The sequence below is a fragment of the Halobacillus salinarum genome (assembly GCF_022919095.1).
In the GTDB taxonomy this organism is placed as follows: domain Bacteria; phylum Bacillota; class Bacilli; order Bacillales; family Halobacillaceae; genus Halobacillus_B; species Halobacillus_B salinarum.
Window position 1 is genome coordinate 1048190 of the sequence record NZ_CP095073.1, and the last position, 13814, is coordinate 1062003.

At 37.7% G+C, this 13814-nt stretch carries 14 protein-coding genes and 1 pseudogene; 12 read left to right on the forward strand and 3 right to left on the reverse strand.

Annotated elements, in window-relative coordinates:
- The first annotated feature begins 2 nt into the window (after positions 1-2).
- From MUN89_RS05475 to MUN89_RS05510, 8 genes are all read left to right on the forward strand, one after another.
- Positions 3-560, forward strand: coding sequence for a sugar transferase (locus MUN89_RS05475; protein WP_244712091.1), 558 nt, complete (start codon positions 3-5; stop codon positions 558-560).
- A gap of 6 nt (positions 561-566) precedes the next feature.
- The gene (locus MUN89_RS05480) at positions 567-1436 is read left to right on the forward strand and encodes an NAD-dependent epimerase/dehydratase family protein (protein ID WP_244712093.1); all 870 of its coding nucleotides are present in this window, start codon (positions 567-569) and stop codon (positions 1434-1436) included.
- 54 nt (positions 1437-1490) lie between these two features.
- On the forward strand, positions 1491-2642 hold the full coding sequence (gene sat / locus MUN89_RS05485) for a sulfate adenylyltransferase (RefSeq protein ID WP_244712095.1): 1152 nt from the start codon (positions 1491-1493) through the stop codon (positions 2640-2642).
- Positions 2643-2654: 12 nt separating this feature from the next.
- A complete protein-coding gene (locus MUN89_RS05490; RefSeq protein ID WP_244712096.1) occupies positions 2655-4430 on the forward strand; it encodes an SLC13 family permease in 1776 nt (591 codons plus the stop codon).
- Between the two features lie 11 nt (positions 4431-4441).
- Positions 4442-5038 (forward strand): adenylyl-sulfate kinase, encoded by a 597-nt coding sequence (cysC, locus tag MUN89_RS05495; RefSeq protein WP_244712098.1) that lies wholly within the window; start codon positions 4442-4444, stop codon positions 5036-5038.
- Positions 5039-5102: 64 nt separating this feature from the next.
- A complete protein-coding gene (cysQ, locus tag MUN89_RS05500; protein ID WP_244712100.1) occupies positions 5103-5891 on the forward strand; it encodes a 3'(2'),5'-bisphosphate nucleotidase CysQ in 789 nt (262 codons plus the stop codon).
- Positions 5892-5966: 75 nt separating this feature from the next.
- On the forward strand, positions 5967-7340 hold the full coding sequence (locus MUN89_RS05505; RefSeq protein ID WP_244712102.1) for a UDP-glucose dehydrogenase family protein: 1374 nt from the start codon (positions 5967-5969) through the stop codon (positions 7338-7340).
- Positions 7315-8358: an SDR family NAD(P)-dependent oxidoreductase gene (locus MUN89_RS05510; RefSeq protein ID WP_244712104.1), complete on the forward strand. Its 1044-nt coding sequence runs from the start codon at positions 7315-7317 to the stop codon at positions 8356-8358. Before MUN89_RS05505 ends, MUN89_RS05510 begins: the two co-directional genes overlap by 26 nt.
- 99 nt (positions 8359-8457) lie before the next feature.
- Here the strand turns inward: MUN89_RS05510 and MUN89_RS05515 are convergent, their stop codons facing one another.
- From MUN89_RS05515 to MUN89_RS05525, 3 genes and pseudogenes are all read right to left on the reverse strand, one after another.
- Positions 8458-8667 (reverse strand): hypothetical protein, encoded by a 210-nt coding sequence (locus MUN89_RS05515; RefSeq protein ID WP_244712106.1) that lies wholly within the window; start codon positions 8665-8667, stop codon positions 8458-8460.
- Positions 8668-8851: 184 nt separating this feature from the next.
- Positions 8852-9355 (reverse strand): annotated as a pseudogene (locus MUN89_RS05520) (ATP-binding protein); the annotation flags it as partial.
- 265 nt (positions 9356-9620) lie between these two features.
- Entirely contained in the window at positions 9621-10718 is a 1098-nt protein-coding gene (locus MUN89_RS05525) for a DDE-type integrase/transposase/recombinase (protein ID WP_244712108.1), read from the reverse strand.
- A gap of 283 nt (positions 10719-11001) precedes the next feature.
- Here MUN89_RS05525 and MUN89_RS05530 point away from each other — a divergent pair, with 283 nt between their 5' ends.
- From MUN89_RS05530 to dnaB, 4 genes are all read left to right on the forward strand, one after another.
- Positions 11002-11232 carry a hypothetical protein gene (locus MUN89_RS05530; protein ID WP_244712110.1) on the forward strand — a complete coding sequence of 77 codons (231 nt, stop codon included), beginning with the start codon at positions 11002-11004 and terminating at the stop codon, positions 11230-11232.
- A gap of 71 nt (positions 11233-11303) precedes the next feature.
- A complete protein-coding gene (locus MUN89_RS05535) occupies positions 11304-12083 on the forward strand; it encodes a DnaD domain-containing protein (RefSeq protein WP_244712112.1) in 780 nt (259 codons plus the stop codon).
- A complete protein-coding gene (locus MUN89_RS05540; protein WP_244712113.1) occupies positions 12080-12409 on the forward strand; it encodes a replicative helicase loader/inhibitor in 330 nt (109 codons plus the stop codon). Before MUN89_RS05535 ends, MUN89_RS05540 begins: the two co-directional genes overlap by 4 nt.
- Positions 12402-13661 (forward strand): replicative DNA helicase, encoded by a 1260-nt coding sequence (dnaB, locus tag MUN89_RS05545; protein ID WP_244712115.1) that lies wholly within the window; start codon positions 12402-12404, stop codon positions 13659-13661. The genes MUN89_RS05540 and dnaB overlap by 8 nt, the downstream gene beginning before the upstream one ends.
- Positions 13662-13814: the final 153 nt, after the last annotated feature.

Genomic DNA, 13814 nt, shown 5'->3' on the forward strand with positions numbered 1-13814 from the left:
ATGTGAAAAGAGTAATAGATTTTATTGTGTCACTATTTTTAATTATCATCTTTACCCCTATAGTTATAATTTTTGTAATCTGGATTAAAATAGACTCTAAAGGGCCAGTTCTCTTCAGACAAAAGAGAGTAGGTCAATATGGTAATTATTTTACGATTTATAAATTCAGAACCATGAGGGTAGACACGCCAAACTTAGCTTCTGATTTAATTGATCATAGAAAATATATTACTAAATCAGGCAATATTCTGAGGAAGACAAGTTTAGACGAAATTCCTCAGTTATTAAATATAATTAATGGAGAGATGAGTCTTGTAGGTCCCAGACCTGCCCTTTATAATCAGTACAATCTCATAGATAAAAGGAAAAAAGCGGGAATCGAAGAATTAAGACCTGGTTTAACTGGTTTAGCTCAAATTAATGGGAGAGATAATCTCCAAGATAAAGATAAAGTGTATTGGGATGAAAAATATAAAAACAATTCATCACTCTTTTTAGATATCAAAATTCTTATTAATACCTTTATAACTGTTTTTAATACTCAAAATATAAGAGGATGATAATACTTGACTACTTTAATAACAGGAGCAACAGGATTAATTGGTAGAGACTTACTCAATTTATTATATGGAAATGGTCAACTAGAAAATCAAAATTTTCGGTTATTTGTAAGAGAAACCAGTGATGTAACTAATTTGAAGAAGATGGGTTTTGAATTATTCTATGGAGATATAGATAATAAAGACTCATTATTAAAAGCAACTAAAGATGTAGATGTAATTATTCATATTGTACAAATGAGGTATTCACCTAAGGTAGTAGATGTTGCTAATGAAAATAATGTGAAAAGAATTATTATTATAGGCACTACAGGGGTGTTTTCTAAATACAAAATGTATTCAGAAGAATACAAGGAGTGTGAGGAATATATTAAAAGTCATAGTAAGGTTCCTTATGTTATTTTAAGACCAACTATGATCTACGGAAGTAAAAAAGATAAAAATGTTCATAAACTTGTGGAATTCATGAATAAGTATAGATTCTTTCCTGTTTTTGGTGATGGTAAAGGTAAGATGCAACCCATTTATTATCAAGATTTATCAAATGCTATTTATTCAGTATATAATGATCAATCTATAGTTAATAATGCCTTTAATTTAGCTGGAAAAAACCAACTTAAATATGAAGACTTACTTATAGTTACTGCAAATCAATTGAAAAAGAAAGTACTTATTATTAAAATTCCATTACCAATTTCTATATTATTAGTTTCTATTTATAATAAGCTCTCCAAAAAACCCAAATTAAAATTAGAGCAGGTAAAGAGAATTAGTGAAGATAAAATTTTTGACTATTCAAATGCTGAAACTCAATTTAACTTTAGCCCCATATCCTTCGAAGAAGGTATTAAAAAACAAATTCACTCGATGTATTAGCAAAATGAAATAATTTAAAATTCTTATAATAAAAAAGGGAAGACTGGTGATACTATGTCTGCAAGTAATGAAAATGTTAACACCCTAGTAAACAGGGAGTTAAGTAATAAAAGAAAATTAAAAATTTTAGAAGAAAATGATTTTAAAAGGATAAAAATATCCCAATGGACAATATCTGATCTCGAACTAGTTGGTATAGGTGGTTTCAGTCCACTTACTGGCTTTATGATAAAAGATGATTATGAAAATGTCGTGCAGAATATGCGTCTTGCTGATGGAACGATATGGAGTATTCCAATTACACTCCCAGTAAGTGAAGATGAAGCAGAAGAGATTAATATTGGAGAAGAAATTGCTCTTGTAGGTGAAGATGATGTGACTTACGGTACCATAGTTGTTAAAGATAAATATACATACGATGAAAAAGAAGAAGCAGAAAAAGTATATGGTACTATTGATGAAGCACACCCTGGAGTGAAAAAGGTATATGAGAAAGGAAACATTTATCTTGGCGGTCCTATCACTTTATTAAATCGTCCAGATCATGGCGACTTTGAAGACTTTTACCTAGACCCATCTGAAACTCGCCAGCTATTTGCTGACTTAGGCTGGAGGACAGTAGTTGGTTTCCAGACCCGTAATCCAGTACACAGAGCTCATGAGCATATTCAAAAGACAGCACTTGAAGCAGTGGATGGTCTATTACTGAATCCTCTTGTAGGTGAAACGAAATCAGATGATATCCCTGCTGATGTTCGCATGGAGAGCTATCAAACTATTCTAAAAAACTATTATCCAGAAGACCGCGTACGCCTTGTTATTTATCCAGCAGCGATGCGTTATGCTGGACCGCGTGAAGCTATTCTTCATGCGATCGTTCGCAGAAACTACGGGTGTACACACTTTATCGTTGGCCGTGACCACGCTGGTGTAGGTGATTATTATGGAACATATGATGCCCAAGACCTTATCACTAGCGTTGAAGATGAATTAGGGATCAGCATCTTCAAGTTCGAGCATGCATTCTATTGTTCAGTGTGTGAAAATATGGCTTCTGCAAAGACGTGCCCGCATGATAAAGAGCACCATATCCACCTTAGTGGTACAAAGGTTCGTGAACTGTTACGTAACGGAGAGCGTCCTCCAAAAGAATTCTCACGCCCTGAAGTTGCCGACGTATTGATTAAAGGAATGCAGCAAAACTAGAGGATGTAATTCATGACAATCCAAATGGTTATCGTGGTTTCCGCGATACTCTTGATGCTGCTCGGGTTATTTTTTGAATTAGCCCGGCCTGATCTTCTTGTATTTTCGACTTTATTTTTATTTCTTATGCTAGGTTTTGTTACGCCTGACCAAGCGCTGATTGGATTTTCCAACCAGGGTATGCTAACGATTGCCTTATTATTTATTGTGGCTGGTGTCTTTGAAAAGAGTGGCTTAGTGGATCGGTTAATGTCTAACTTCCTTGCAAAATCTCAAACACACAGAGGAGCTCTTGCGCGTTTGGTTATTCCGATTTCTGCTTTCTCTGCCTTTTTAAATAATACTCCTATCGTAGTGACCCTAACTCCAATTATTCGCAGATGGGCTTCCGAGCATAAAGTCTCACCCTCTAAATTCTTATTGCCCTTATCTTATGCCGCGATTATGGGTGGCACCATGACTTTAATGGGGACTTCTACTAACTTAGTGATTCATGGATTACTGCTGGGTTTTGGGGAAAAAGGTTTTTCTTTTTTTCAATTAGCTATTGTAGGGATTCCGATTACTTTAGCGGGTGTTGTTTATTTAATACTCTTCGGTCCTAAGATCTTACCAGATCACCGCAGCTTGATTGAAAGGATAAATGAAAACACGAAAGATTATTTAAGTGAAATGCTCGTAACTGAGGCATTTCCGTATCTCAATCAAACCGTAGAAGATGCCTCATTAAGGAATCTTAAAGGACTATACTTGATAGAAATCATTCGTGGACCCAAAAAGATTTCTCCGGTCACTCGTGATACTGTGATTCAGAATGGGGATCGGTTAATTTTTACTGGTATGATTTCTACCATTGCAGATTTGCAGAAAAGGAAAGGGCTGCAGTTAGATACAGGAACAGATCTTTCGCTGGATGATCTTAAAAATGGCAATACAACCCTACAGGAAATTGTCGTTTCTCATCAATCCTCACTGCTAGGGAAATCCATTAAGAAAAGCCGCTTTCGTGAGAGTTATGATGCTGCTGTAATGGCTGTTCATCGAAATGACGAAAGAGTTCAAGGAAAAATTGGAGATATTGTTCCGAAAGCAGGAGACCTGCTTCTTGTAGTAGCTGGTAAAGAATTTGAACGGAAAAGTACGGAACAGAAGGATTTTTATCTTACTTCTGCCGTAGATCATCCATCTTTTTACGATAATGAATCGAAGGGGTGGTTTTCTCTAGGATTGCTGTTGCTTATGATATCTCTAGTTACGCTTCAGTGGCTGTCTATTTTCAAAGCGATGGTGATCACGGTTGGTGTCTTATTAATCACTAAGATGATTTCTCCTAGAGAAGCAAAGACGGCTGTTCAGTTTCAAGTACTATTACTTATAGCCAGTGCTCTTGGAATAGGGAATGTGATCATTAAGACAGGTACAGCAGATTGGATCGCCAATCATCTAGTAACTAGTTTAGAACCCCTTGGTGTACTGGCTATATTAATTACCATCTATATACTTACTAATCTATTTACAGAATTGATCACTAACAATGCAGCAGCAGTGATTATGTTTCCGATTGCTTATGAAGTCGCAGCTGATTCTGGGATTGATCCCATGGGAATGGCTATTCTTGTCGCAATCGCTGCGTCTGCAAGCTTTTTATCTCCGATTGGCTACCAAACCAATTTAATTGTATATGGTCCTGGAGGTTATCGTTTTAAAGATTACATTAAGACGGGGTTACCTCTAACGATTATGGTCATGTTCATTACTGTTTCGATTATATATTTTCGATATGTCTAGGAGGAATTGATATGAAATCTACTAATGTAGTCTGGCATGACTCTAAAGTTGCCAAAGCAGAGCGTCAGAAGTTAAAAGATCATAAAAGTCCGGTTCTATGGTTTACTGGATTATCAGGATCTGGAAAGTCTACGTTATCAGTAGAAGTAGAAAAGGCTTTATATGAATTAGGAATCCATACGTATCGTCTAGATGGGGACAATGTACGTCATGGCTTAAATAAAAACTTAGGCTTTAGCCCTGAAGATCGCACAGAGAATATTCGTCGTATTGGAGAAGTGGGCAAGCTCATGAACGATGCTGGACTAGTTACCCTAACAGCATTTATTTCCCCCTATCGTGAAGATCGCGATCAGGCACGTAAGCTATTTGAAGATGGCGATTTTATTGAAGTCTATACAAAATGCTCCCTGGATGAAGCAGAAAATCGTGATCCAAAAGGATTGTATAAAAAGGCACGCGCCGGGGAAATCAAAGGATTTACGGGAATTGATGCACCATATGAAGAGCCAAAAGACGCAGAAATTACAGTTGAAACGGACAAGCTCTCCCTTGAAGATTCAGTGAGAGAGGTCATTGATTACTTGAAATTCAACCAATATATTTAACTTAAAAGAATCGTCAGCTTTAGGCTGGCGATTTTCACTATGAACTAAATGAGGAGGAATAAAGATGCAGCAAAAAGTAGTAGCGGCCGCCATTGAAGCAGGAAAAGAAATTATGAAGATTTACGAAACCGATTTTGATGTGGAGTACAAGGAAGATGAATCTCCCTTAACAATTGCGGATCAAAGGTCTCATGAAATTATTAAAGAAGCGTTACAAAAAAACTTCCCTGAAATTCCAATCTTGAGTGAGGAAGGCTCACATCTTCCGTATGAAGAGAGAAAAGCATGGAAGGAAATCTGGCTGGTAGATCCGATCGACGGAACAAAAGAGTTTATTAAGAAAAACGGTGAATTTACTGTAAACATCGCTTTAATACGAGACGGAAAACCCGTTCTAGGAGTCGTTTATGCTCCAGCTCTTGATGATTTATATGTAGCTGATAAGGAAAAGGGAGCTTTTAAAGTATCTTCTGTCTTACAAACGTCTGATCATTTGTCCTTAAATGCTGTGAAACTGCCATTAGCACAAAAGAATGACACAGTAGCAACAGTCGTAGCCAGTCGTTCTCACATGTCTCCAGAAACAGAAGTATTTATCAATGAGTTGAAAGAACAATATGATGAAGTAGAAACCATTTCAGCTGGAAGTTCATTAAAATTATGTTTAGTAGCTGAAGGGAAAGCAGATTATTATCCTCGCTATGCTCCTACTATGGAATGGGATACTGGCGCTGGACAGGCGATTGTTGAGCTCTCTGGAGGAAAAGTTGAGGTGGCATATGATGGAAGACCATTATTTTACAATAAAATAAACTTACGAAACCCATGGTTTCTTGCTACTAGAAGAAAATAAAATTTTATTAAAGTAATTCATATCCAACAATGTAGGTGAAAATAAGAGATATGATAATTTGAAAGGATTGATAGTGTGTACAAAATAGCTGTAGCAGGTACAGGGTATGTTGGTTTAGTTGCCGGAGTTTGCTTTGCGGAAATGGGACACAAAGTAACTTGTGTAGATATTGATGAAAATAAAATTAAAGTTATGAAATCGGGTATCTCCCCTATCTATGAAACTGGATTAGAAGAACTGATGAAGAAAAACTATGAAGCTGGAAGAATTGATTACACCACGGATTACCAATTAGCTTACCAAGAAGCAAATGCGGTATTTTTAGGCGTAGGTACTCCGGAGCTTCCCGATGGATCGGCTAATCTTTCATACATAGCAACGGTTGCTAGACAAGTCGCAGAATCTGTTGAAAAAGATTGCTTAGTAGTCGTTAAGTCTACAGTTCCAGTTGGTACAAACGATAAAGTAGACCGATTTATACAAGATTTTTTAGTTAACGATGTACATGTCGAGGTAGCTTCAAATCCAGAGTTTCTAGCTCAAGGGTCAGCGGTAGAAGATACATTACATGCTGAGAGAGTAATTATTGGTACGGAAAGCGAGTGGGCAGAGAATTTACTTAAAAAAATCTATGCACCATTTGATCTTCCAATTGTTTCTGTTAATAGAAGATCAGCTGAAATGATAAAATATGCTTCTAACGATTTCTTGGCTTTAAAAATCTCTTATATGAATGATATCGCAAACTTGTGTGAACTTGTTGGAGCAGATGTTCAGGATGTCGCTAGTGGCATGAGTTATGATAAACGCATTGGAGCAAAATTTTTAAATGCAGGTATAGGATATGGAGGCTCCTGCTTTCCTAAAGATACTAAAGCACTTGAGCACTTAGCAAGAGAGCATCATTATGATCTTAAGACTGTAAAAGCTGCTATTGATGTCAACAATGTACAGAAGACAGCCTTGTTTAAGAAAGCTAGAAATCGATTAATTACTTTTAGTGGCTTAAAGGTTGCGATTCTTGGTCTAACTTTTAAACCTGGAACAGATGATTTAAGAGAATCTCCTTCACTAGATAATATTCCATTACTTTTAGATCAAGGAGCAGATATATATGCTTATGACCCGGTAGGCGTCAAAAATTTTGCCGATATTTATTCTGAAGGAGACTTTTCTCAAGGGAGCATTAAATATGTGAAATCTGTGGAGGAAGCTTTATTGAATGCAAATGTTTGTTTTATTTTTACTGAATGGAACGAAATAAAACAGTTAACTCCTCAGCAATATAAAAAACTAATGAGAACACCTTTAGTTTTTGATGGAAGAAATATCTATCCTACTATCAGTATGGCTCAAGAAGGTGTGGAGTATCATTCTATTGGTCGGAAAACAGAAACTGTTAATGTAAGAGAGGAGAAATTAAATGAATTACAATCAACTAGATCTTAATAAGAAATATCTAATAACTGGTGCTGCTGGTTTTATTGGTAGTTTTCTATCAAAAAGGCTTCTCGAAGAAGGCTGTGAAGTCATTGGTTTAGATAATTTAAATGACTATTATGATGTTCAGCTTAAGAATAATCGGTTGGAAATGTTGGATCCATACGAAAAATTCACCTTTATAAAAGCTGATATTTCAGATAAATCCATGATACAGGATATATTTGAGACGTATAAACCTAATATTGTTGTGAATTTAGCTGCGCAGGCTGGGGTTCGCTATTCAATTGAAAATCCAGATGCTTATATGGAGAGCAATGTTATTGGGTTTTACAATATTTTAGAAGCTTGCCGCTTCAATCCCGTCGATCACTTAGTTTATGCATCGTCTAGTTCTGTATATGGTGCAAACAAAAAAGTTCCTTTTGAAGAATCAGATTTTGTCGATCACCCTGTCTCACTTTATGCCTCTACTAAGAAATCAAATGAATTAATGGCCCATACATATAGCCATCTGTATGATATCCCTGCAACCGGACTTCGTTTCTTTACAGTTTATGGTCCAATGGGACGACCAGATATGGCTTATTTTGGATTTACAGATAAGTATTTCAATGGAGACAGCATTAAAATTTTTAATAATGGAGATTTTGAAAACGATCTTTACCGTGATTTTACTTATATTGATGACATTGTCACAGGGGTTGAACGGTTGCTTAATAATCCTTCTAATGAAAAGCCTAAGCACAAGATATTTAATATTGGAAACAATAATCCTGAAAAACTCATGACCTTTATTGGGGCACTTGAAAAGGCGCTTAGTAATGCTCTAGGTGAAGATATTGAGTTTAATAAGGTATATGAACCAATTAAACCAGGGGATGTGCCTGCTACTTATGCTTCTACAGAATTATTGAAGCTAGCTGTAGATTTTAAACCTGAAACGAGCATTGAAGAAGGTTTGCAGAACTTTGCAGATTGGTATGTGAAATATTACAAAGTAAAAGATGTATTAAATACTAAGTAATGATTATCTAAGCTAAAACCTTAGTTGGTCTCCTATCTAGCTTTAAGAATGCCCTGTTTCTTTCAATGAAAGAAACAGGGCATTCTATGTTATTAATCCTTATTGAATTAACACGTTATCAAAAAACTGATATTTCTCCATAATCTCTCTAAAAGTCCCCTCATCCTTAATTAGCAATCCTTCCTCATCAGGACAATCCATATGTAAAACTGTATTCATTTCATTCAACGCCACCTGATCATCCGCTTGAAAGTATTTCTGGCAATGCCGGCAGTACAATTTCAACTCATTCACCTCATTTCCATTCAAGTTTTGTCTAACGGTATCTTTCGCTTCCTTTCTTCTTTTTTTAATTATTCATGGTCAATAGTTTCTTCAGTTGAAAGTATTAACCGACGAACATCAACCTCTAAAACCGTGGAAAGGTCGTGAAAGGTGTATAATGTGGGGATTTTTTCTCCCCGTTCTATCGAGCTTAGAGTAGTTGTAACCGTCAAGTAGTTTTGAACACTTTTTGCTCATTAATTTTGAACACTTTCGATTCAAATAGAGATTGACGATGTTTTATTCGATGGCTATCGCCATTTAAATGAACCACTTCAGATCGATGCAGTAAACGATCCAAAATAGCTGTGGTAATGCCTTGGTCACCTAGTAACTCTCCCCACTCCTCAGGTCCTTTATTTGATGTCAGTATAATTGAACTTCTTTCATATAAATGGTTGATTAAATGAAAAAACAAATTGGCTTCATGCTGATCCATTGCCATATACATCAGGTCATCAATGATAACTAAATCAGATTCTCTTATACGCTTAAGGCGTAGCTGCGCTTTGCGGATGTATTCTTCTGTCTTTAATAATGGGACTAATTCTCCCATAGATATGAATGAAACTCGAAGGCATCGTTGAATCGCCTCTAATCCTAATCCAATGGCCAAATGGGTTTTACCTACACCGGGAGGACCAAGGAATATCAAATTAAATAACTGCTCTAACATTGATGAAATTGATCTTGCAGTCGTTCGACTGATCCTCCCATATTAAGCACCTCCTAGAATTTTAAGGTATCCATCCATTTCCCTTAAAGTTGCTTTTTGTTTTATTAGTTCCGTAGGAACTTGGGCAGGAATATCTTCGTATCCCAAGATGGTATCGCTTTTTCGCTCAATTCTAGAAAGGTGCTTGGCTACATCGTGAAAGTCATTGGCACTCCATAAATTCTCTTGAACACAAATGTTAATAGCCTGATTAATAAAGGATTCATAACTCTTCACCGTACGTTGTAGAATTTGGAGTTGATCGCGTATGTACCTTTGGATACCTCAGATGGATTTCACTTAGGAAGGTCTGAATCTTATCATCATTTTCAAAGGGTTTCTTGATCGTCTCCATATATGCATCGATACCTTTGGAACGATCTCTTGAATGATCTTTCTTCTTAATAAGCTTTCCTTTTCCAGTGTTAATCACATGAGTAGCTATAGGCGTTCCATCTTTTGTTTTCTTAATGACAAGCTTTTCATTCTCTTCTTGTACATAGACAGTATTGCTTTCTCCTGGGCGGTAGGTTCCTAACGGAACGGAGTATCGGTTTGACTTATACTTAATGACATTATCCTTATGAACCATTCTTGCTATACTTGTATCAAGGTTGCTCTCGAAAGAGAGCGGTAAGGAGACTTTTCGTAAGTGTGGCTTTTCCAGGGCAAACACTTCGACAGGTCTCTTTTTTGTATTGTTATGTATCTGGAAATTCCCTTTTCGTTTTAACCAGTCAAGGCACTGTTCATTCCAGTTTTCAATGTCGTGAAAGACCCTGTTCTTTCCAAAATTTCGTTTCGCAAATTTCACAACGCTTTCGATCTTTCCTTTGGATTCAGGATCTGCTTTCTTACAAAGGTACACGCTGAAGTTACGGTTTGCTTTATATGCTTGGAACTCCTCGGTGAATATAACGTCCCCTCCATTTTCACTAACCGCAATCAACTTATCCTGATCATAGACAATCTCTTCTGTAATCCCACCATAATAGTCAAAGGCATTTTCATGACACCTTAATACATCTCTAGTAGTAAAAGGGTGAACCTGCCATTCTATAAATTTGAACCGGGAGTGGGAGAGAACAAATGCGATGGCATACAGTTTAATGAATCTACCTTGAGAGGTCTTGACTTTCAATTCTCCAAAGTCAACTTGCATTTGTTTCCCCATGGGTAATTCCTTTAGAGCTTCGTAAGTTCTGGTATGAAGCACTTTTGGAATATGATACTTCTCCCGAAGTTCTCTCACATAAGTACGAACCGTACTTTCTCCAATATCTGTTCTTTTTAACTGATGAACGTAAACATGCTTTTCCAACCTTTCCACTCCTTGAAACCTCCAATCAGAAACTTATGTACTCGATAAGTTTAACTGATTAGAATGTTTAATTGATGAAAAAGTGTTCAATTTTATCAAGTGGAAACTGTTGAATTTAGTCTAGCAGTTACAGCACAACACTAAGTGGTGACAACAACGGTATGAAATTCCCTGTTTTTAAAGAAAACAACGAAAAATTTACAATTTTTCACTTAATAAGAATAGATTTTTTGACCCGTCATTTCATTTAATAAATACATAACAGTTACTAAGGAGTGAAGTTATGTACAGACTGCTTTATACCCAGGTTGAAGATGATGGAGAAAGGATTATGCATATTAAAAGCTTTAGAGAAGGGAGAATTTTATTGTTTTACACAAGTGAAATTTTTCATATAAGAGACTCTGTGCTAAAAGCTTATTTAATTCCATTGCTTAATAAAATTAATAATGGATCCTTTGACCAGCCATTGAATGGTAATGATAGAGTCCAACATATTTTTAATAAAATTTGAAGACACCTTTTCCTTCTTTCCTACGATTATGGTAGGGAAGAAGTCTTTTTTATTTAAGAGGAGGAACTTTAATGAATTACATACGAGAATGCAATCAATTTTTTGACCAGCTAGAATTAAATCAGTTGTCCAGTTCATCGGTGAGTCTGTGGTTTATCCTGCTGCAGTATCATAACAAGTCCGGATGGAAGGAAAAGTTTTCTGTTCCGGCTTCGGCATTGAAGCTAAAGGCTGGTTTATCAGAGGGATCGTTTCAGCGGGCACGAAAAGAGCTTAAGGAAAAAGGCTTTCTTACATACAAATCGGCGGGTAGAAATCAGGCGGCGGTTTATCAAATGATTTCAAGAGAAGCGCTCTTTAGTAAAAGCATGGCGGAGCAGACAAACGAGAAGACGGAGAAGCAAACAAGTAGAGAAGTAGGGTACGATCTGGAGTGCCAAGTAGAAGGGCACTCTGAGGACCTTTTGGAGGAGCAAACGGTGGGATACTTGGAGCCATTATTTAAACAAGAGAAAAGTAAAAAAGAAGAAATAAAACCACTACCTACATCTACGAATGCTTGTACGTTTTATGAACAGAACATAGGCATGCTTACCCCTTTTATTGCTGAAAAGATTATGAAATGGTGCAGCGACCTGTCAGACGAATTAGTAATTGAGTCGATGAAGCTTGCTCTTCAGAATAATAAGCGCTTTTTTAACTATTGTGAAGGAGTCTTGAAGCGCTGGCAGTCGCTTGGCGTAAAGAGTCCCAATGATACCAAACTCATCGCTTTTCGACCGCCTCAGATAAAACAAAAGGATGATACACACGCTGTGCTAGCATCTCTTAGAAAGGAGAGACAATCATGACGTATGAAGAAGCGCTTGAGGTGCTGGAAACGATTCATGAATTTTACCCTGACAAATTCCAAGTGACGAAGAGAAAAGCAAACCTGCTGATTCCTCAGCTTGAGGAAATGGATTTTGCCGGAGTTATGAACAAGCTTGCTGCGTTTACGGCCGCCGCTCCTTTCCCTCCCACACTTTCACAAATTGCAGTTTTCCCTCCTGAAGAAAATTACTATTTAGAGAGAATGAAGGCTTGGGAAAAGGAAGCAGACGCTGTGTCTGAAGAGACGAAGCGAGCGTTTCATATAAAGCTCGAACAGTTGATGGAGGGATTTTCCAATGATTGAAAACATACAGGCTGAACAAGCAGTGCTCGGGGCAATCCTTTACGACGGAGCGGTGATGAAGGAGATTCACCTCCACCCAGAGCATTTTGCCAATTCCCATCATCAGTTACTTTTTGAAGCGATGCAGACGGTAGAGCATGCAGGTCATCCTCTCAGTCTAGTAAGTGTAACGACAGAGCTGAAGAGTAAAATCCAAGAGGTGGGCGGAGTCAGTTATTTAACAAAACTCGCCTCCTCCGTGGCCACAACGAGAACGGTTCAGTACGACCAAAAGTTGATCCTGGAAGCTTACTGCAACCGGAAGACGAAGGAAGCAGCTGCGCAGTATGTAAAAGAGCCGAGCGTCCAGGCACTCGAAACCATGCTTGAAAAAATCGAGCAGTATAAAACTGTAGAGGATCGTACGGAAGAGGCTTCTACCTATGAAACTCTTATTGCCATTGCGCAGGAGATGGGCGAGTCCCCGTGTGATCAAATGACAGGTTTTTCAACCGGATACGCCAAACTTGACCAAATGACTGGTGGCACCCAGCGGGGCGACCTTATTATCTTAGCCGCCCGTCCGTCGATGGGGAAGACCGCCTTCGCTCTCAACATTGCCGCCAACCATTGCAGACAAGAAGGAAATGTCCACTTGATCAGCTTGGAAATGAATAAGAAATCCCTGCTTCAGCGGATCATTTCTTCTGAAGCAACGATAAATGGCCAAAAGTGGCGCACCATGAAATTTTCTGAAGAAGATTACCATTATGGCATGAAAGCCATCGGTGAAATTGCACGTTGGCCGCTTAACATTTATGAACAATCTTACACGATCCATGACATACGAACGAGTTTGCGCCAGAAAATTCAAGCTGGCTCAAAGTCACGCGATCTAGTGGTCATCGACTACTTGCAGCTTATTACGTCTAAAGGACGCTACGAACGAAGAGACCTTGAAGTTGGCGCCATCACTCGAGAGCTCAAAAAGATAGCACGCGAACTAAATGTCCCGATCATTATTTTGTCCCAGCTTTCCAGAGGTGTCGAGCAGCGGAAGGACAAACGTCCGATGATGTCTGATTTACGGGAATCAGGAAACATTGAACAGGATGCCGATGTAATTGGATTTTTGTACCGAGAGGATTATTATTCACAAAATGAAAGTGAAGACGAGCGAGTGGAGCTGTTGCTCAGTAAGCAGCGGAATGGTCCGATAGGGACGATCGGGATGAGGTTTCAGAAGGAGTTTGGCATATTTGTTGGGGTATGAAGAGGTTGTAAATGACATGGACGTAATCAAAGACATCCCAACCAAACACGGAACTTCTAAACCTGCCGTTTCCTACGTGTAAAACAGACTAGTTGTCTTTTAGATTTAAACTTAAAAGATCTGGAATTCAACTATCTTGTTACCGGATTAGAT

What these genes read in the sequence shown, in the direction of transcription:
- MUN89_RS05540 (WP_244712113.1), top strand. Translation starts at nt 12,080, where the DNA reads ATGACGTATGAAGAAGCGCTTGAGGTGCTGGAAACGATTCATGAATTT.
- sat (WP_244712095.1), top strand. Translation starts at nt 1,491, where the DNA reads ATGTCTGCAAGTAATGAAAATGTTAACACCCTAGTAAACAGGGAGTTA.
- MUN89_RS05530 (WP_244712110.1), top strand. Translation starts at nt 11,002, where the DNA reads ATGTACAGACTGCTTTATACCCAGGTTGAAGATGATGGAGAAAGGATT.
- MUN89_RS05535 (WP_244712112.1), top strand. Translation starts at nt 11,304, where the DNA reads ATGAATTACATACGAGAATGCAATCAATTTTTTGACCAGCTAGAATTA.
- MUN89_RS05510 (WP_244712104.1), top strand. Translation starts at nt 7,315, where the DNA reads ATGAATTACAATCAACTAGATCTTAATAAGAAATATCTAATAACTGGT.
- cysQ (WP_244712100.1), top strand. Translation starts at nt 5,103, where the DNA reads ATGCAGCAAAAAGTAGTAGCGGCCGCCATTGAAGCAGGAAAAGAAATT.
- MUN89_RS05490 (WP_244712096.1), top strand. Translation starts at nt 2,655, where the DNA reads ATGACAATCCAAATGGTTATCGTGGTTTCCGCGATACTCTTGATGCTG.
- cysC (WP_244712098.1), top strand. Translation starts at nt 4,442, where the DNA reads ATGAAATCTACTAATGTAGTCTGGCATGACTCTAAAGTTGCCAAAGCA.
- dnaB (WP_244712115.1), top strand. Translation starts at nt 12,402, where the DNA reads ATGATTGAAAACATACAGGCTGAACAAGCAGTGCTCGGGGCAATCCTT.